Below are 16,868 nucleotides of genomic sequence, written 5' to 3'. Positions count from 1 at the left end.
CCCGCCCGGCCCCCTGGCGCACCACCACCGACTTGGAAAGACGACGGTCACACTCATGACGACGGCCCCGGAGACGGACAGCACCGGACTCGGCGAGATCGCCCGCGACGCCGCTCGCGTCAGCGTCGGCGACAAGGCGATGATCAACGCCCGCGCGGACGTGAACCAGCTGCTGCCGCTCAAGTACCACTGGGCCTGGGACAAGTACCTGGCGGGCTGCAACAACCACTGGATGCCCACCGAGGTGTCCATGCAGGCCGACATCGCCCTGTGGAAGTCGGCCGACGGCCTCACCGAGGACGAGCGGCTGATGCTCAAGCGGAACCTGGGCTTCTTCGCCACCGCGGAGTCCCTCGTCGCCAACAACATCGTGCTCGCGGTCTACCGGCAGCTGACCAACCCGGAGTGCCGCCAGTACCTGCTCCGCCAGGCCTTCGAGGAGGCCGTGCACACGCACACCTTCCAGTACATCTGCGAGAGCCTCGGCCTGGACGAGGGCGAGCTGTTCAACATGTACCGGGAGATCCCCTCCATCACGGAGAAGGACGCCTGGGCGCTGAAGTACACGCAGAACCTGGAGAACCCGGACTTCGCCACCGGCACCCCCGAGGCGGACCAGGCCTTCCTCCGCGACCTGGTCGCGTTCTACGTGATCTTCGAGGGCATGTGGTTCTACACCGGCTTCGCGCAGATCCTCTCGCTGGGCCGGCGGAACAAGATGGTCGGCATCGCCGAGCAGTACCAGTACATCCTGCGCGACGAGTCGATCCACCTGAACTTCGGCATCGACGTGATCAACCAGATCAAGCTGGAGAACCCCCACCTGTGGACCCCGGAGTTCCAGGAGGAGGTGCGCACCATGCTCACCGAGGCCTGCGCGCTGGAGATCGCCTACGGCCGGGAGACCATGCCGCGCGGCATCCTCGGCCTCAACGCCGAGCTGTGCGAGCAGTACATGCACTTCATCACCGACCGCCGCGCCGAGCAGATCGGCCTGGCCCCGATCTTCGGCAACTCGGAGAACCCCTTCCCGTGGATGTCGGAGATGATGGACCTCAACAAGGAGAAGAACTTCTTCGAGACCCGGGTCATCGAGTACCAGACCGGCGGCGGCCTGGACTGGGACTGACCTGAGAAGACACGGCCCCCACCCCCCGTCGGCGGAGGGGGGTGGGGGCCGTTTTGGGAGAGATTTGGGAGATGATCTTGGAGTTCTCCCCGCTGGCGCCCTGCTTCCGGTAGGGCGCCAGCAGTTCGTCCAGGACCGCCACCGGTGAGTGCGGGTGCATCTTCGCCCGCGCCTCCAGGGACGCCGTCCAGTTGGCCGTCAGCAGGCCCAGGAGGGCCTCGACCATCGCGGGGGTCACCTGGCTGTAGACCGCGCCGATACCGCCCATCTCGTGCCCCAGGCGCTCGTGCTGGAGAACCTCCGGGACACGGCCCTCGATCATCGCCCGCTTGTGGGAGTGCCGGGCGAGCCCGTGCGGGGTGATCCCCGGGGCGATCGGCTCCCACGTGGTCTCCGACCGCTTGCGGGGGGAGCGGCCCCGGACGGGGATGCCGGGCCAGGGCTCGGCGAGCAGCGGCACGGGGCGCTCCTCCTGGACGTGGCCCTGCCCGGTCTTGGAGCCCGGGTAGCGGCCGGTGGAGGCTGCCCCGATGAGCCAGGGTTTGTAGGAGCCGCGCCGGTGGTGGGGGGAACCGTCCCTGCCGGTGAATACGAACACCCCGCCGCGGTGGGGCGGTGCGGCGCTGCCGCGGATGAAGTCCCCGTCGAACCGCTCGGCGAGGTCGGCGTCGATGCCCAGTTCCTCCAGGGAGCGCTCCTTGGGGTGGGCTAGGAGCGCGGCCTGCATCTCCTCGTCCCACTTCCCCTGGCGCTTGAGCGCGGCCACGAGGAACCGGTGGACAGTCGGCGGCCGGTGGCAGGCGCACACGGCAGTCGGCTTGTCCGGGACAGCGGCCAGCTGGCGCTCCAGCAGTTCGGCGACGAACCGAGGGATGTGGACGTCCCGGTAGGAGTCGTCCTTGGGGGCCTGCCGGTACCAGTCCCCGTCGGACTCGTACAGCTGCCACTCCACCCGGATGGTGCCTTCGTCGGGGCGGCAGAACTCCCGCTCCAGGCCGACCAGCTCCCCGAACCGGAGTCCCGAGTTGTACATCGTGATTCCGGCGATGAACTCCTCGTCGCGACCGCTCAGGAGCGCCATGCGCTCGGACAGCAGCAGGGCGCCGAGTGCATCGGTGGTCACCCGCTCCTTGCCGCGGGTGCCCTTCCTCTTGCCGGTGCCGCTGCGCCGGCCGCGGTTGGAAGAATTGGTCGCGACCGGGTTGGAGGTGGCGACCCCTTCGCGCATCGCGTCAGCGAAGAGGGTGTAGAGGGTAGAGCAGTACCCCCGGATCGTGGACTCGGCGTAGCCGGCCTCCCGCTTGGTGCGCTTGAACTCCACGACCTGCTGCTCGGTGATGTCGTCCATCAAGGTCTCCTCCCACATCGGCCCGGAGCCGCTGGGCTGGTGGGGAAGCAGGTGCTTCTCCAGGGTCGTGCGCAGGCCCTTCTGGTGGGAGATACCGACGTCCTGCTTGGGGAACCACTCATTGGCCCATGTGCCGAGGGTGGTTCCCTCCTGCTTGCGGGCGCGGCGGGCCGCCTCGGCGACGCTGGGGGCGGACTCCTCGTCCAGGCCCATGCGGATGCGGGCCTCCTTGTCGGTCGCCCACTGCTCGGCGGCCTTCTTGGTGCGCCATCGGTTGCCATTCTCGTCGCGACTGGCCCGGGGCCAGGTCCCGTCCGCGGCCAGGTAGCGGACGGTCCAGTAGGAGCCGTCCTTCTTCGACCATCGCTGTTCGGGGTAGGGCATGGGTATCCTTCCGGTGGTGGTGAGCGCCCCCTCCAATCCGGAGGGGGCGTTCGCTTTCGCGCCTAGGGCAGGCACACCTCGGCCAAGGGCTCTACCTGGACGCGCCCCTTGGGCAGCGCCAGGGATCCTGGGCCGGGCTCCTCGGCGGGCTGGGACCGCTGCGGATCCTGCCTGCCGGGAGGTTCGGGGGCCGGGTTCGGCCGGGAGGGGCGTTCTGCCGGCGGTTCGGGGGAGGCGTCCCGGACCGGGGGTTCGGGGGAGGCTCCCCCTCTCTGAGGGGAGCGCTCGCCTTCCTGCTCACTTGGTCGGGAAGAGGGGCTGGGCGGCGCCGCGGCCTGCTCTTCGTCTTCGCCGACCTCCTCGATCTCGGCGGCGTCGGTTTCGCCAGCCGAGGAGGAAGGGGCGGGGCTGGGGTCGATGCGCTCGTCGGCCTGGAGCGAGGCCGGGGTGGACTGGCGGACCGGGACCCGCGGGGCGGGGGGCGGCGCCGGGTCCTGGGAGGTGGCCGGCGCGGTAGGGGCAGGCTCGGTTACGTGGGGCTGCTCGGTGTAGAGGACCCCGACGGCGCCGCCGGTGACGGCGATGGTGGCGACGGTGGCGGCCCCCGGGCCCGTCACCGTCTCGCGCACCCAAGCGCCGGCGGTGCCGAGCACGGCGATGGCGCCGCCTCCGCGGATGACCCCGAGGTGACCGCGCCGGCATGAGACCTCGGCGCGGGGCGGGGGGAGGAGCGCTTCCACACGGCGCCGCTCGCGTTCGGCGAAGGCGCCGTCAGCGGTCTTCTCCAGGGCCTCGATGCGGGCGGTCAGGTAGTCGGTGTATTCGGTCATCTCGTCCAGGCGGCGCCTGGTGCGCATCAGCACGGCGGCCAAGACGAGGACCGCGGCCAGGACTGCACAGCAGAGCGCTGCAGAAACGAGCAGCACCATTGCTACCCTCCTGTGACCCCGTGGGGCAATGATCCCCCAGGCCGCGGTTTTTTACATGCCTACGCGCCGGTATTTTCCGGCCCGTTACCCTGCCGCGCCGCTCCCGAGGCCCTGGTCGTCGCCGCGGACCTCTCCGAGGAGCTGGTCGCGCTGGCGCAGCGCGGTGATCAGGTGAAGCCTCTCGGCCTCGCTCAGTACCTCCAGGTCCCAGATCGCCTGTTCGCGTGAGTCGTCGAAGACCCGGGGCGGCGGCGCCGGGGGCCGGTGTTCCCCCTGGAGGGGGGTGGGGGCCCCGCCGGCCAGGATCGCCTCGCGGGAACCGGCCTCCCATCCGAAGGCGCGGCTGATGGCCCGGTCGGTCTTGGCCCGCACGCTCTTTCCCTTGCGCCACTTGTAGACGGCCTGGGGAGAGACGTCGGCCTCGCGGGCGATGTCGGTCAGCGTCTTGCCCTGCTCGTCAGCGGCTTCCTGGCTGAGTCTGAACAGTCGCTCTGCGTGCTCAGGTGGGGTCGGCATGCCGCCATAGTACGCAGAGTCATGCTCCTGCATGACTATCTATGCGGATGCATGACCGTATGCAGAACGTGCATGCACTCTAGCGGTTCAGGTTTCCAGCTTCAGATTGTAGATGAACGTTCATGCTCGTTCTTGTCTATGCATGAACGTTTACGTATCATCGAGTCATGAAGACCTACCGCTTCCGCGGGCCGACCGCCCGCCGCCTCCGTGAAGAGCGGGGCCTGACCGTCAGAGAGGTCGCCGCCGCCGTGGGCATCGCCGACGGCACCTTGACCAACTTGGAGCGGGGACACCAGGAGCCGAGCGCCCCGGTCTACATCCGCATCTGCCAGGCGCTGGACGTGGATCCGGCCCTGCTGCGGGAGGCACGCGAGGAGGCCCCGCCGCGCAAGAAGCGCCGGGGCAGTGGCGGGGCGGAGGCAGCGTGATGGAGGCGCCCACCGTCTACCGGGCCGACGAGGCCGCCGAGGTGCTGAAGTGCAAGCCGTCGTGGCTGAAGAAGCAGGCCGCGCGCAGGGCGATCCCGGTCAGGCTGATCGGCGGGTCCTACGCCTGGACCCCTGAAGACCTTGAGGCCATCGTCGCGCAGCGGCTTCGCCCGCCCGCCGCTGCGCCGCGCCCCGCGGCGGCCGCCCGCCCCCGCCGCCCCGCGGCCGCCACAGCTGCCGCCCCCCGGGCTCCGGTCCGTCCGCTGCGCGCCCGCCGCGCATGACAAGGCCCCCGCCGGATGCGACCCGGACGGGGGCGAGGCCCCGCACATGAAGGAGACAGGGCCATGGCCATAGTAATCCGCACCACCAGCGACACCAGCGCCTCTAGCGACGAAGCGCACCGCCTTCTCACCCCTGCCGAGGTCGCCCAGATCTTCCGGGTGGACCCCAAGACGGTGACCCGGTGGGCCAAGGCCGGCAAGCTCACCGCGATCCGCACGCTGGGAGGCCACCGCCGCTACCCCGCCGACCAGTTCGAGCGCCTTCTGAGCGTCGAGCAGGCGGGCGGTGAGCGGTGATGCTCTCCGGGATCAGCGACCGCACCGTGGACCACCTGCGCGACTGCCGGGACGGCGCTGCCTCCCGCGCTGCCGACTGCACCGACCGCGCGGCCGCCGCCGACGCCGAGGCCGACCGGCACTGGGGCCAGGCCGAGGCCGCCGCGGAGACGGCCCGCGAGTACGGCGCACTCATCGCCGCAGTGACCGGCACCCCCGCCGCCTCATACGAGCCGCAGGTGGCTGACCGGCAGGCCCGGCTACTGCGCACCGCCGCCCGGCTGGCCGCCGACCATCCCGGGCTTCCCGCTCCGGAGTGGTCGGTGGACGCCGAAGCACGCCGGGTTCACGGGCTGCTGTGGCGCAATGGCTGCGAGCAGGCCTTGGCGGGGTGGGCCCGCGCCCTGGACGGCGAGGTGCAAGACACCGGCCGGACCGACCCCACCACCGCTTTCCAGCAGGTGGCTGTGCGCATCGGCGGGGTGGACGTGGTGCTGACCGCCACCGTGCGCATCGAGGAGGCCACGGCATGAAGACCATCCGCAAGCAGCGCCCGCGCCGCCGCCGTGCCCCGGAGCCCGACGACGACACCGTTGCGGCCCCCGTGAGTCGAGAGCGCACCCACGCCGCCCTGGATGACACCGCCCGGGTGCTGGCCCTCCTGACGACCACCCTCGAATCGCTGAAGGAGCACTGACCATGTCCGGGACGTCAAAGCCGCCCGCCGCGCGCACTGCCACGGCGGGAGCCAAGGCGGGAGAGGCATCCCAGGGGGGAGTGCCGAGGACTCCGCCTGCGTCCCTTCCCGCGGCCGGGCCGGGGCAAGGGGGGCCCGGCCCGGCCGCACCCCACGCGCACGCGGGCCCCGACGCCCTCACCGACGTTCAGCTCAAGGTGCTGATGCGCGGTATCGCCGCCGACCGGGTGCAGGTCCACCGAGGGAACAGCCACTTGGAGGCGTGGGACGTGAGGCGCACCCTGACCCGGGTCTTCGGGTTCGGGGGGTGGGCCGACCAGACGCTGGAGCTGGCCTGCATCCGCGAGGCCAAGGAGCGAGACGGCACCACCTTCCGGTGGACCGTCGCCTACCGGGCCCAGGTGCGGCTCATCGTGCGCACCACCGACGGCCGGGTCCTGACCTCCTTCGACGACACCGCGGTGGGCGAGGCCGCCCGCCAGCCCGCCTACGGGGCCGCCCACGACCAGGCCGCCAAGACCGCCGTCTCCCAAGCGCTGAAGCGGTGCGTCGCCAACCTCGGCGACCAGTTCGGGCTGTCGCTGTACCGGGACGGCGACCTGTCCCCGGTGGTGCTGTGGTCGGCCGCCCACCCGCCGCCCGGCGCTGAGGCGCCCGACACCGACCGGGTCGGGCCCGGCGCCACCGACCCCGACGCCGCGCTCGTCAAGGCGTTGGTGGGCCGGGTGGCCGGGGCCTCCAGCACCGACCAGCTCAACCGGCTGTGGGCGCGCGTCGCCGACGAGGAAGCCGAAGGGCTGCCCACCGACGAGGCCGACCAGGTCCGCGAGGCGCTGCAGGCCCGCTTCGCTGAGATCGCCGCCGAGACCCCGGAGAAGGCCGCGGCCGCCCAGGACGCCGACGCCGAAGCACCCGACACGAGGTGACAACCATGCCCGAACTCACCGCAGCGGCCCGCGTGGCCGCACTCAAGATCCTCGCCGAGCGCGTCGCTTCCGAGTACGAGGCCGCGCGCCGGGACGCCGAACCGGAGTTCGCCCGGCTCCGCGCCCAGCTCGGCGTGAAGTCGCTGGACGTGCTGCTGCCCGGCGGTGCCAGCGCCGGAACGATCTCCATCAGAGCAGGCGCGCGCATCGTGGAGTGGGACGAGGCCGCCCTGGTCGACTACGCCGAGACCGCCGCCCCCCACGAGGTCGTGGAGGCCGTGGACCCGGCCGCCCTGGACGACGAGGAAGTGCGCGCCCTCATCGCCGCCCACCGCCCCGACCTGGTGCGCCGCACCGTCCGCCCGGCCTACCGCGCCGCCCTGGACAAGCAGCTCAGCGCCGACGGCACCGTCGTCGACCCCCGCACGGGCGAAGTGGTCGCCCTCGCCGAGGTCACTACCACCGCCCCCTCGGGCCGCTTCTCCTACACCCGTGCCGCCGACGCCGAACAGGCCGTCCTGGACGCCTGGCACGCCGGCGCCCTCGCCGAGGTCGGCGCCTCGCTGGTGCCCGCCGAGCTGGAACCCGCCGAGCCCGAGTCCGCCCCGGCCGGGCCCTTCCCCCAAGGAGGCGCATCATGATCCCCATCCTCGCCGCCGCGGCCGCCGGAGCAGCGGCCGGAGCGTGGGCCTCCTGGTACGTCGCCGCCCGGCGGGCCGATGCTCGCGACCTGGAGGTCATGGGCCTGTGGCGGCACATCCGCCAGCTGCGCGCCGTCAACACCCGCCTCTCCCGCGAGTGCGGCCACTGCGGCGCCGCCCGCACCCCGGCGGAGGAGGCCTGGTGAGATGCGCTCCCTGCACCGCCTCGTCGCCGACGCCGAGATCGCACTCCGCGGCCGCGCGGCCCGCGCCCGCCGCGCCTGGCTGGGCACCCGCCTGATCGAGGACACCCCCGGCCACCCCGAGCACATCGCCGACATCGACCCCGAGGGCCAGGACGACTTCGACGCGCTGATGCTCGCCGTGGTCGCAGAGGGGGATCCCGCCGCCCGCCGCCTCATGCAGCTGGCGATCCGAGCGGGGTGGGCCCGGTGAGCACTGAGGAACCCGACGAGCTGGATGCCCGCCTGCGGGCCCTGGAGGCCGAACGGCTTCGGCCGGTCCCGCCGCCGCCTCCTTCTCCGACCACCGCCGAGCTGGCGCGGGTCGCCTACATCGCCGACCACACCACCGAGGAGGGGGTATGGCCCTCGAATCTCAGATCCGCCGAGCCACCGCGCGGCCGTCACCAAAAGAGCGGGACGACACCGAGACCCGCGTCCAGCACCTCCTGCACACCTACGACGACGACCGGTCCCTCGCCATCGCCGACCGGGAACGGGCCGGAGCCGCAGTGATGGTGCGCCGCCTGGCCAACCGCCACGACTGCGCCGCCGCGTGCGGGTGCGCCCGCCCGTGCCAGCCCGGCAGCCCCCGCCACCCCGTGTGCATCGACCCGCGCCACGCCTCCGATGCCGCTGCCGCCCGCGAGGTGATGGACATGCTCGGGGTCACCGGGGCCGCGGCCGGAGGGCCGGTCCCGCCGCCTACCCGCCCCGGCCCGACGCCCCCGCCCGAGGCGGCCCCGGCGCGGCCCCCGGTCCCGGCGTCGCTGCGCCCCGCCCCGGTCGCCGCGGCCCCGCCCAAGGCGGCGAAGCAGAAGACCGCGGTGGAGTGCGGCACCTACGCCGGGTACCAGCGCCACCTCCGGCGCCGCGAAGACCCCTGCGGGCCCTGCCGCGAAGCCAACCGCGCCAAGCCGCAGAAGGCCGACGGATACGCCTCGACGCGCCGCCGCAAGCCCATCGCCCATGGCACCGAGCGCGGCTACCGCCAGCACCTCTACCGCGGCGAGCAGACCTGCGCCGACTGCCGGCGCGCCGTCCGCGACGCCCAGCGCACCCGCAAGGAGCAGGCCCGATGAAGTTCTCCATGACCCTCCCCGGCGCCGGGCGCGGAACCGTCCGGATCGACGGCCAGGACGTGGCCGCCGCGACGACCGGAGCGGACATCCGAACCCGGCCCGGCGAGCCGACCCAGGTCGTACTCGAACTGATGCTTGTGCGGACCGACCTCGACATCGAGGACGCGGAGGTCACCGTGCCACCGGCCACCCGGGAGGCGCTGCTGCAGCTCGGATGGGCGCCGCCCGCGGACGAGCCGGAAGGAGAACGGTGATGGCGCCGCGCGTGCTCGGCCTCGACCTATCGGTGACCGGGACCGGGGTCGCATGGAAGGACGGCCGCACCTACACCGTCACCCCCGACCTGGAGGGGGACGCCCGGCTCGGCGAGATCCGGGACGCCGTCCGGCTCGCCGCCGGCGGATGCCCCAAGGGGACGCGTGGCACGAACTGGTGGGTGGACCTGGCGGTCCTCGAAGACGTGCCGCCCGTCCGGGCCGCCTCCACCGCCGTCCTCGGGATGGTCCACGGCGTCGTCCGCACCATGCTCATCGAGGCCGGGGTGCCCTACGCCCTGGTGCCGCCGAGCAGCCTTAAGAAGTACGCCACCGGCCGCGGAAACGCCCCCAAACCCGACCTGCGCATGGCGCTCTTCCAGCGCACCGGCGCCGACATCCGTGACGACAACCAGGTCGACGCCACGTGGCTGCGCCTCATGGGCCTGGACGCCCTCGGCCACCCCGCCGTCGCGCTCCCGCAGGCCCACCGGGCGGTCCTGGACAAGATCCACTGGCCGACAGGGGGCAAGCGATGAACCCCAAGACCGTCTACTCCCGGCACCGGCGCCGCCGGATCGCCGAAGGCCGCTGGAGCCCATGGGGCGACCTGGAGCAGGTCCGCGCCCGCGTCCGAGCCCTGGAAGCCGCCGGGCACACCCGCCGATCCATCGCAACCGCCGCCGGTCTCGCCGACGAGACCGTGCAGCACCTGATGTCGCCTAAGGCCCGGCAGGTCAAGGCGTTCGTCGCCGACGCCATCCTGGCCGCCGACCCCTGGTCGGCGTCAGCCGGCTACCTGCCCGCCATCGGGGCGACGCGCCGCCTGCAGGCCCTGGCCGCCCTCGGATGGACCATCCAAGACGCCGCCGCGCACACGGGCCTGGCCTCCAGCACCATCGCCGAGATCCGCCGGGGCGGGCACCGCCACGTCCAGGCCCCCACCCACCGCGCCATCGTCGCGGCCTACGACCAGCTGTCCATGCGGCGGCCCCTGGCCACTCCCGGCGCGGCCGTCACCCGCGGCAAGGCCGCCCGCCGCAACTGGGCGCCACCGCTGGCATGGGACGACGACAGCATCGACGACCCCGCCGCAGTCCCGCACACCGCCATGACCAAGGAGGCCTCCTGATGCCCGTCCCGCATCCGCTGATCGCCGAGCTGGCCCGAGCCCGGCGCGACGCCGGCATGTCCCTCAAGGAGATGGCCTACCGGCTCGGCTACGCCCCCGGGAGCCTCAGCAAGTGGGAGGCCGGTGACACCACACCGAACGTGGACGCCGCCACCGACTACGCCGCGGCGCTGGGCTACCGCCTGACCCTCACCCGCGAGGGAGGCGCCCGGTGACCACCGTCAAGATCGCCTCCAAGCTCGGCGCCGCCGCGGAAGCCGCACTGGAGCCCCACGTCCCCCGGCTGTACGCCCGCTCCGGGATGCGGATGCTCGCCATCGCCGAGCTGAAGCACGACGACAAGAACGTCCCGGCCGCCGACTCCGACGCCTCCGCGTGGGTCAAGTGCAAGATCACCCACCTGGAGGTGCCCGGCCCCGACCAGGAAGGCGCCGTCCGCGAAGCGATGCGGGTCCTGTACCTGCAGCGCACCGCCGCCGGGACGCTCACCGAAGACGGAGAGCTGGAGCTGGACGACCACACGCTGAACCTCACCGCCGGCCTGCTCACTCAGATCGAGACCGCGCGCCTCACCGCGGCGCTGCGGCACTGGGCCGCCTACGCCCGGCGGGTCGTGGCCGCCGACGACCTCACGCTCTCCGAGATCCGCCACGAGCTGCACACCGTCGCCGACGGACTGACCGCTGCCCTCACCGGCGGCCGCGCCGACGACGGCGACCTATAGACCCCGCGCCCGCCGTGGCGAGCCACCGAGCCCGCGGCGGGCGCGGACCAACCCGAGATAAGGGAGGCGCCTCAGGTGCCCTGCGAACTGTGCTTGATCGCTGAACGGAAGCGCAGCAAGGCCCGCTACGAAAGGGCCCATGCCTGATGACGTGGTTCAAGGTAGATGACTCGTTCCACTCCCACCCGAAGGTGCTGGCGACATCGGCCGCCGCCCTGGGGCTGTGGGTCGTCGCTGGGGCGTGGTCGAGCGCGAACCTCACCGAAGGGTTCGTGCCAGACCACGCCTTGCCGCGGCTGATCCCAGACTCCGGGCCGCTGGCGAAGGAGCTGGTGTCCACAGGGCTGTGGAGGCGGGCGAAGGGCGGATACCGGTTCCACGACTTCGCTGACTACAACCCCACCCGATCGGAGGCGATCGCCGCACGCGATCGGCAGTCATCGGGGGGAGCGATCGGCAACCACCGCAGGTGGCACGAAGCCAGAGGTGTCACGGACCCCGCATGCCTCTACTGCCAGCAGAAACACTCATCGGATACCGAATCAGGAAGCGATCGGGTACCCGATGGGGGGACCGATTCGGCCCCGAATCCCCCGGCCCGACCCGACCCGGCCCTGAATGGTTCAGGTGAGCAGGACCCCTCTACGTCTGCTGGGGGTGCAGGGGGGAGCGCCGACGCTGGCGCGTCCGGCGCGACGAACGGCAAGCCGAAGAGGACTGACCAGGGCACCCGGATCCCCGAGCGTTTCCCCGTCACCGAGGACATGCGGCGTTGGGCCCGCGAGAAGGCGCCGTCGTGTGGCGACGCCGACCACGAAGCGTTCCTGGACTACTGGAAATCCAAGCCGGGCGCGGCCGGGCGCAAGGTCGACTGGCCCGCGACCTGGCGCAACTGGATGCGCCGCGCCCACAACGACCGCGGAGCCCCCACCGGCGGCCGCACCCCGCCGCCCCGCTCCACCACCTCCGAGCGTGTCGCCGGATGGCTCGCGCTCGGCGACCCTGAACCGGCCGCCCCGCCCGCGGCCGCCCGCGAGATCACGACCGGCCACCAGGAGGACGGCCCATGGCACGCATGACCGAACAGCAGATGGGCGCGGTGCTGGCCCGCGCCGCGGCCTTCGACGGCCGCCGCCCGGACCCCATCGTGCTCGCCGCCTGGATGGAGGCGATCGGCGACCTCGGCTACGACGACGCGATGCGAGCCGTCGTCGACCACTACGCCGAGTCGACCGAATGGCTCAAGCCTGCGCACCTGCGGGCCCGGGTGAAGCGGATGCGCGCCGACCGGCTGGCCAACGCCGACCTCGCCCTGCCGCCGGCCGACCCCGACGCCGCGGACTACGGGCCCCGGCTGCGTGAGCACCTGCGGGCGCTGGCGGATGGCCGCAGCCTCCCCCGCGCCCTCACCGCAGGAGACCGGACCCCGGCCCCGCCCACCAAGGACTACACCGCGGCCCGCGCCGCACACGCCGCCCCAGCACCGCCGGGGCCGGTGGTCGAACCCGCTCCGCTGGCGTCGGCCACCCCTTGGTGCGGCCGCTGCAACGACACCACCCGGACCCGCACCCGCCTCACCTCCGAGGGCGGCCTGGAGCGGGTGCCGTGCCCGGTGTGCGGCCCGGCCACCTCCGGGAGCGCCGCGTGACCGCCCGCGAGCAGGCCCACCGCGACGGGGTGGCGCTCATCGCCCGCCGCCTGGTCGAACGAGACGAGCAGGCCACAGATGACCGGCCCGACCCGGAGGTGTGGGCGGCCGCCGTCCTCACCGAACTGGCCGGATTCGGATGGCGGCCCACCGCGGCCCGCACCACCACCTGGCAGCCGCGCCCCGGCCACCAGCCGGCCGACCCGCAAACCGCCCGCGCCTACGCCGCCGGGATCCGCGCCCGCCTCCGCCCAAGCGGCCACGACAACGAGGAGAGCTGATGCACGAACCACCCCCGGATACGCCGACCGCCCCGCGCAGGGGCGGTGCGCGCCCCCGACACACCCGGATCTACCCGGCGCGCCCGCACACCGGCGACGACGCCATCACCGACCTCATCGGCCTCGGCCTGGCCGGGCGCCCCATGACCGATGTGCATCTGCCTGGAGAAGGAGTAGACCATGCGATGGCCTGGAGGGTGTCCGGATGCTCACCACCTATCCCGGACCTGTGAAGGCGAGGACACCATGACCGCCTTAGACGACCGGTGTTCGCCCCGGCTGCGCTTCGAGCTGCGACACCAGCTTGACGAAGACGACACCCTGACCGTGCCCGGCGCTGACGGAAACCCGCTCACCGTGACCTCCACCGCCGTCCCCCTCGTCTGGCGCGTTCGCGACATCGGCCCGATGCGCATCGAGGTGATGGAGATGATCTTCAACTGGCGCCTCACCATCTCTTACCGGGCTCACCCGATGCTCCTCGAAGGCGGCTGGTGCTACTTCGGCCGCACCTGGGACGTCTTCCAGCGCACCGTCCGGGCCGCGCACACCTTCGACCCCGCCACCCAAGCAGCCCCTGAAGGCTTCGACAAGGAAGCCCTGGCCTGGACGGGAGGCGGCACCCGATGAAGATCGACGTGTACCTCGTCGGGGTGCTCGCCGCCGTCCACAAGGCCGTGCGCGGGGTGCGCGGCGGGCGCTGGGATGTGGCCCGGCACCACCTCGCCTCAGAGGGGCGCTACCTGGCCAGATGTGTGCGGGAGCGGCGGTGGCGCGCGTTACGCCAGTCGTTCAACGGCTACCTCGCCGAGCCCGACCCGTGGCCGGAAGGGCTAACACTGTGCGGGCGCGGATGGACCAGGCGGACGGCGCTGCGCAGCCTCCGCCGCCTCCGCCGCCGCATGCGCAAGGCGGGGATCCGGTGACCGCGCCCGCACGCCCGCAGCGCGTGCTCACCGAGAAGGAGCTGGAGGTCGTCTGCGGCATTGACCTGCTCACCCTCCACAAGTGCCTGCTGCTCGGGATCGTCGACCCGGTGCCCAACCTCTCGCCCATGTCCGAAGACGAGGGAGCGTGGGTGCGCGAGCACGTGTTCTCGCCGCACCACCGGTTCGTCGAGCGCGGCTACCCATGGGGGTTCTGGCGGTGGTCCTACTGCGAGAAGGGCACCTGCTGGAACTGCCTCTCTGACCGGTGTGACATCTGCGTCCACCGCCAGCAGGGGCGCCCCGACGTCTGCGACAACACCGACCACCTGCTCGCCTTCGATGGCCGCGCCCTGGCTCAGGTGATCCGTCGCCCTGATGGGCGGCCTTGCGCATGGGTGTGCCGGTGCCCCTGCCCCAAGACCGGCCCGGCGCCCCCGCCGCCCTGGAAGCGGAAGGCCGCGCCCGCCGACGCCGTGCGCCCCCGGCGGCCGCCCGCCCGCCCCGACATGGATCCGCTCTTCGAACTGGAGGCCTCATGAGCCACGAACCCGACCTGTACGAAGGCGAGCTTTACGTCGCCCCCGGCGAACGCGCCCCGCACGTTCTCCAGGTCGTGCGCCGCCGTGGCGAACTCCGCCTCGTTGAGCTGGCCCCGGTCTCCGAACCGATGACCACCGGCGAGGTGGCCGACCGCTACGGCTACGCCAACCCCGTCTGGAGGTACGCCTCCCTCGCCCGTGAAACCGGCCCCGACCCCGACGTGCCGGTTCCCGGCAGCGCACCGCCGGCCAAACCGCCCGCACCCCTGGCCTGGTGGGGCGCCTGGCGGCGCAGGAAGGACCCCGGCCGTGCCGACACCTGAGCAGACCGTCCGCTGGCTGAATGCCGGCATGGAAGCCGGGTGGGAGCACCGCACCAACGCCATGATCTGGCGGGCCGCCGACGTCGACCGCATAGACCCCAGCGGGCTCCCGCTCCGAGACGACGACCTCGAACCGGAGGACACGTAATGGACAGCTTCAGCCAGCTCCGCGGTGACTGCGTGCGCCTGCACGAGTTCTACACCGAGCTGCGGGCCGCCGGGTTCACCCGCTGGGAGGCCCTCTACCTCCTCGCCGGCGTCATGTCCGGCGGCCCGCGCCCGCCCCAGGAGGACGGCCGGTGAACACCAGCACCCTCCTCGCCCAGATCGGCCGCGCCGCCGCCGACCGGGAGACCTCCGCCGACGCCATGCGGTGGACACCCGTCCCGGGCGGGCCCTCCGCGGACGCCGAGGGGGCGGGCGTGCGGCCCGCCATCACCCCGGCCCTGCAGCAGATCCGGGACGCCTACCAGCAGGTCCGGGGCGCCTACCTGGAAGCAGCCCGGCACCTCGCCGCCGCACACGACCGGCGCCGCGCGGAACTCGTCCTGGTGCCGCCGCGCCCGCCCCGCCAGGAACCCGACCCCAAGGCGTGGCGGGCCTTCGTGCCCCGCCCCGAACGGACACCGCGGGCACGGCACCGCCCCGGCCCCCACCCGCGCCGCCTGAGCGTGGCCCGCGCCCCGAAACGGTGCGGGAGGCGGCCGTGACGGGACTGCCCATCGCCCTCGCGGTGCTTACCGCAGCCGCCGTGGAGGCCCGGTGCGAAGGACTACCTGAAAACGGAGGTACTACATGACCGACTGCCCAGGGCCCTGCAACCGGCACTGGCGGGCTGCCCGCGACGCCCACGCCGACGCCATCGACGAATGGGCCGCCGCCGACCCCCACACCCGCGGAGAGGCACCCGACCCGCCCGACCTCACCCCGGTCCCCGGCGAACCCGTGTGGTGCCGCCGCTGCGCCGGCGCCGTACGGGCCGCGCTCGCCGACCTGGACAACCTCGCCGCGCTCCTCGCCGCCGCCTCCGACGGGCACCGCGGCTACACCGACGACACCGGGCGCATCCGCTCGACGAAGACCGCCCCATCGCCGTCCCCGGCCGCCGACCTGCTCGATGAGCTGTACGGCGACCTGAGCAAAGTCGAAACCGACTGGCGCGAGGTCTGCGGCTACGGGCCGCGGCCAGCCCGCGGCCGCGGCGCCTCCGCCCTGACCACCGTGATCGCCTGGCTCTGCCACCACCTGACCGACATCCTCGCCCACCCCGGTAGCCCCGCCTTCGGCCTGTCCGTGCTGTGGTGGCAGCGTCGCCTCCAGGCCGCCGCCAAGGCCCGCCCGCCCGGCCGCCGAAAGCCGGCACCCTGTCCGCGCTGCGACCGCCGCACCCTGATCTTCGAGGACGACCGGGATCTGGTGCGCTGCGAGAACCCCGACTGCAACCGGGTCATGACTGTCGACGAATACGACGCACACGCCGTCCAGCAGGCGAGGAAGACGGCCTCATGATGCAGCAGCTATCGTCCGCGGTGGGTCGGGCGCCTGCTTCTACGAGGCGACGACGGTGGTCTACCGGCAGAGCGATCTGCTCGGCAGCGTCGACTTCTCCGTGCGCGGCGGCCTCTAGAGCCCTATGTAGACTTGCGACTCAGGTCTATGTAGACTAACGACATGGCCGACATCAAGATCACGACTACAACCGCGGCCGTCCTTAGAGCCTTCCTCGATGACCTCGACAAGCCGCGATACGGCTTCGACCTGATGCGTGACACGGGCTTGTCGAGCGGCACCCTCTACCCGATCCTCGCTCGCCTCCAGCGGGCGGGGTGGCTCGCCGCTGAATTCGAGAACATCGACGAACAGGCCGAAGGGCGTCCCGCTCGCCGTTTCTACACGATGACCCCGGATGGTGCCGAGCGCGCTCGCCTTGGGCTTGCCGAGCTCCACCAGAAGATATGGGCCGACGGTCCCGTGTCCTGGCTGGCTCCGAGGGGGAAGCACGCGTGAGTGTATTCCTAGGCGCCGTTGCGGGGCTTGTGGGAGGTTTACTGCTAGGGGTATGTACAGATCTGGTCAGCGATGAAGTCCGAGCCCGTCTTGATTATGTCCCCCGGCTCTTTGTGAAGATGGCAGTTCTTCGTCTTCCAAAGGAG

General features: G+C 72.4%; 31 protein-coding genes. 28 read left to right on the top strand and 3 right to left on the bottom strand.

All coding sequences use genetic code 11. From position 1 onward, the window contains the following. The first annotated feature begins 55 nt into the window (after window positions 1-55). On the top strand, window positions 56-1,129 hold the full coding sequence (locus J0910_RS00595; protein WP_420156546.1) for a ribonucleotide-diphosphate reductase subunit beta: 1,074 nt from the start codon (window positions 56-58) through the stop codon (window positions 1,127-1,129). Here the strand turns inward: J0910_RS00595 and J0910_RS00590 are convergent. From J0910_RS00590 to J0910_RS00580, 3 genes are all read right to left on the bottom strand, one after another. Continuing rightward, window positions 1,089-2,861 carry a hypothetical protein gene (locus J0910_RS00590; protein ID WP_420156499.1) on the bottom strand — a complete coding sequence of 591 codons (1,773 nt, stop codon included), beginning with the start codon at window positions 2,859-2,861 and terminating at the stop codon, window positions 1,089-1,091. The two genes, J0910_RS00595 and J0910_RS00590, sit on opposite strands and share 41 nt — an antisense overlap. Window positions 2,862-2,923: 62 nt before the next feature. Beyond that, a complete protein-coding gene (locus J0910_RS00585; RefSeq protein WP_420156498.1) occupies window positions 2,924-3,790 on the bottom strand; it encodes a hypothetical protein in 867 nt (288 codons plus the stop codon). A gap of 84 nt (window positions 3,791-3,874) precedes the next feature. Further along, the gene (locus J0910_RS00580) at window positions 3,875-4,306 is read right to left on the bottom strand and encodes a helix-turn-helix domain-containing protein (RefSeq protein WP_420156497.1); all 432 of its coding nucleotides are present in this window, start codon (window positions 4,304-4,306) and stop codon (window positions 3,875-3,877) included. Between the two features lie 167 nt (window positions 4,307-4,473). Here J0910_RS00580 and J0910_RS00575 point away from each other — a divergent pair, with 167 nt between their 5' ends. From J0910_RS00575 to J0910_RS00445, 27 genes are all read left to right on the top strand, one after another. Continuing rightward, complete coding sequence (locus J0910_RS00575; RefSeq protein ID WP_420156496.1) at window positions 4,474-4,737, top strand: helix-turn-helix domain-containing protein; 264 nt, start codon at window positions 4,474-4,476, stop codon at window positions 4,735-4,737. Beyond that, window positions 4,737-5,021: a helix-turn-helix domain-containing protein gene (locus J0910_RS00570; protein WP_420156495.1), complete on the top strand. Its 285-nt coding sequence runs from the start codon at window positions 4,737-4,739 to the stop codon at window positions 5,019-5,021. Before J0910_RS00575 ends, J0910_RS00570 begins: the two co-directional genes overlap by 1 nt. A 63-nt stretch (window positions 5,022-5,084) precedes the next feature. Then, a complete protein-coding gene (locus J0910_RS00565) occupies window positions 5,085-5,318 on the top strand; it encodes a BldC family transcriptional regulator (RefSeq protein WP_420156494.1) in 234 nt (77 codons plus the stop codon). After that, a complete protein-coding gene (locus J0910_RS00560; RefSeq protein WP_420156493.1) occupies window positions 5,318-5,830 on the top strand; it encodes a hypothetical protein in 513 nt (170 codons plus the stop codon). The genes J0910_RS00565 and J0910_RS00560 overlap by 1 nt, the downstream gene beginning before the upstream one ends. Next, window positions 5,827-5,994, top strand: coding sequence for a hypothetical protein (locus tag J0910_RS00555; protein WP_420156492.1), 168 nt, complete (start codon window positions 5,827-5,829; stop codon window positions 5,992-5,994). The genes J0910_RS00560 and J0910_RS00555 overlap by 4 nt, the downstream gene beginning before the upstream one ends. Before the next feature lie 203 nt (window positions 5,995-6,197). Continuing rightward, window positions 6,198-6,920, top strand: a complete 723-nt coding sequence (locus tag J0910_RS00550) for a Rad52/Rad22 family DNA repair protein (protein ID WP_420156491.1) — start codon at window positions 6,198-6,200, stop codon at window positions 6,918-6,920. Between the two features lie 5 nt (window positions 6,921-6,925). Next, window positions 6,926-7,561, top strand: a complete 636-nt coding sequence (locus J0910_RS00545) for a hypothetical protein (protein ID WP_420156490.1) — start codon at window positions 6,926-6,928, stop codon at window positions 7,559-7,561. Beyond that, window positions 7,558-7,767, top strand: coding sequence for a hypothetical protein (locus tag J0910_RS00540; protein ID WP_420156489.1), 210 nt, complete (start codon window positions 7,558-7,560; stop codon window positions 7,765-7,767). Before J0910_RS00545 ends, J0910_RS00540 begins: the two co-directional genes overlap by 4 nt. Window position 7,768: 1 nt before the next feature. Beyond that, window positions 7,769-8,017: a hypothetical protein gene (locus tag J0910_RS00535; RefSeq protein WP_420156488.1), complete on the top strand. Its 249-nt coding sequence runs from the start codon at window positions 7,769-7,771 to the stop codon at window positions 8,015-8,017. Window positions 8,018-8,165: 148 nt separating this feature from the next. Next, window positions 8,166-8,885: a hypothetical protein gene (locus J0910_RS00530; protein WP_420156487.1), complete on the top strand. Its 720-nt coding sequence runs from the start codon at window positions 8,166-8,168 to the stop codon at window positions 8,883-8,885. After that, complete coding sequence (locus J0910_RS00525) at window positions 8,882-9,139, top strand: hypothetical protein (protein WP_420156486.1); 258 nt, start codon at window positions 8,882-8,884, stop codon at window positions 9,137-9,139. Before J0910_RS00530 ends, J0910_RS00525 begins: the two co-directional genes overlap by 4 nt. Beyond that, entirely contained in the window at window positions 9,139-9,678 is a 540-nt protein-coding gene (locus tag J0910_RS00520) for a hypothetical protein (RefSeq protein WP_420156485.1), read from the top strand. Before J0910_RS00525 ends, J0910_RS00520 begins: the two co-directional genes overlap by 1 nt. Further along, a complete protein-coding gene (locus J0910_RS00515; RefSeq protein ID WP_420156484.1) occupies window positions 9,675-10,271 on the top strand; it encodes a hypothetical protein in 597 nt (198 codons plus the stop codon). Before J0910_RS00520 ends, J0910_RS00515 begins: the two co-directional genes overlap by 4 nt. After that, on the top strand, window positions 10,271-10,486 hold the full coding sequence (locus J0910_RS00510; protein WP_420156483.1) for a helix-turn-helix domain-containing protein: 216 nt from the start codon (window positions 10,271-10,273) through the stop codon (window positions 10,484-10,486). The genes J0910_RS00515 and J0910_RS00510 overlap by 1 nt, the downstream gene beginning before the upstream one ends. Then, a complete protein-coding gene (locus J0910_RS00505) occupies window positions 10,483-10,995 on the top strand; it encodes a hypothetical protein (RefSeq protein WP_420156482.1) in 513 nt (170 codons plus the stop codon). The genes J0910_RS00510 and J0910_RS00505 overlap by 4 nt, the downstream gene beginning before the upstream one ends. Before the next feature lie 764 nt (window positions 10,996-11,759). After that, window positions 11,760-12,074, top strand: coding sequence for a hypothetical protein (locus J0910_RS00500; protein ID WP_420156481.1), 315 nt, complete (start codon window positions 11,760-11,762; stop codon window positions 12,072-12,074). Then, window positions 12,062-12,643: a hypothetical protein gene (locus J0910_RS00495; RefSeq protein WP_420156480.1), complete on the top strand. Its 582-nt coding sequence runs from the start codon at window positions 12,062-12,064 to the stop codon at window positions 12,641-12,643. The genes J0910_RS00500 and J0910_RS00495 overlap by 13 nt, the downstream gene beginning before the upstream one ends. Next, on the top strand, window positions 12,640-12,924 hold the full coding sequence (locus tag J0910_RS00490) for a hypothetical protein (RefSeq protein WP_420156479.1): 285 nt from the start codon (window positions 12,640-12,642) through the stop codon (window positions 12,922-12,924). The genes J0910_RS00495 and J0910_RS00490 overlap by 4 nt, the downstream gene beginning before the upstream one ends. A 327-nt stretch (window positions 12,925-13,251) precedes the next feature. Then, window positions 13,252-13,554, top strand: a complete 303-nt coding sequence (locus tag J0910_RS00485; protein WP_420156478.1) for a hypothetical protein — start codon at window positions 13,252-13,254, stop codon at window positions 13,552-13,554. Further along, window positions 13,551-13,850, top strand: coding sequence for a hypothetical protein (locus J0910_RS00480; RefSeq protein ID WP_420156477.1), 300 nt, complete (start codon window positions 13,551-13,553; stop codon window positions 13,848-13,850). The genes J0910_RS00485 and J0910_RS00480 overlap by 4 nt, the downstream gene beginning before the upstream one ends. Next, the gene (locus J0910_RS00475) at window positions 13,847-14,392 is read left to right on the top strand and encodes a DUF6248 family natural product biosynthesis protein (RefSeq protein WP_420156476.1); all 546 of its coding nucleotides are present in this window, start codon (window positions 13,847-13,849) and stop codon (window positions 14,390-14,392) included. Before J0910_RS00480 ends, J0910_RS00475 begins: the two co-directional genes overlap by 4 nt. Beyond that, a complete protein-coding gene (locus tag J0910_RS00470; protein ID WP_420156475.1) occupies window positions 14,389-14,715 on the top strand; it encodes a hypothetical protein in 327 nt (108 codons plus the stop codon). Before J0910_RS00475 ends, J0910_RS00470 begins: the two co-directional genes overlap by 4 nt. Next, window positions 14,702-14,863 (top strand): hypothetical protein, encoded by a 162-nt coding sequence (locus J0910_RS00465; RefSeq protein ID WP_420156474.1) that lies wholly within the window; start codon window positions 14,702-14,704, stop codon window positions 14,861-14,863. Before J0910_RS00470 ends, J0910_RS00465 begins: the two co-directional genes overlap by 14 nt. Continuing rightward, the gene (locus J0910_RS00460; protein WP_420156473.1) at window positions 14,863-15,018 is read left to right on the top strand and encodes a hypothetical protein; all 156 of its coding nucleotides are present in this window, start codon (window positions 14,863-14,865) and stop codon (window positions 15,016-15,018) included. Before J0910_RS00465 ends, J0910_RS00460 begins: the two co-directional genes overlap by 1 nt. Then, window positions 15,015-15,425: a hypothetical protein gene (locus tag J0910_RS00455; protein WP_420156472.1), complete on the top strand. Its 411-nt coding sequence runs from the start codon at window positions 15,015-15,017 to the stop codon at window positions 15,423-15,425. Before J0910_RS00460 ends, J0910_RS00455 begins: the two co-directional genes overlap by 4 nt. 85 nt (window positions 15,426-15,510) lie before the next feature. Then, window positions 15,511-16,224, top strand: coding sequence for a hypothetical protein (locus J0910_RS00450; RefSeq protein WP_420156471.1), 714 nt, complete (start codon window positions 15,511-15,513; stop codon window positions 16,222-16,224). Window positions 16,225-16,386: 162 nt separating this feature from the next. Next, complete coding sequence (locus J0910_RS00445) at window positions 16,387-16,722, top strand: PadR family transcriptional regulator (RefSeq protein ID WP_420156470.1); 336 nt, start codon at window positions 16,387-16,389, stop codon at window positions 16,720-16,722. Window positions 16,723-16,868 lie beyond the last annotated feature (146 nt).

Source organism: Nocardiopsis oceanisediminis, assembly GCF_048595525.1.
Taxonomy (GTDB): domain Bacteria; phylum Actinomycetota; class Actinomycetes; order Streptosporangiales; family Streptosporangiaceae; genus Nocardiopsis_A; species Nocardiopsis_A oceanisediminis.
Note: the sequence above shows the minus strand (reverse complement) of the source record. Positions and strands in the feature narration are given on the sequence as shown.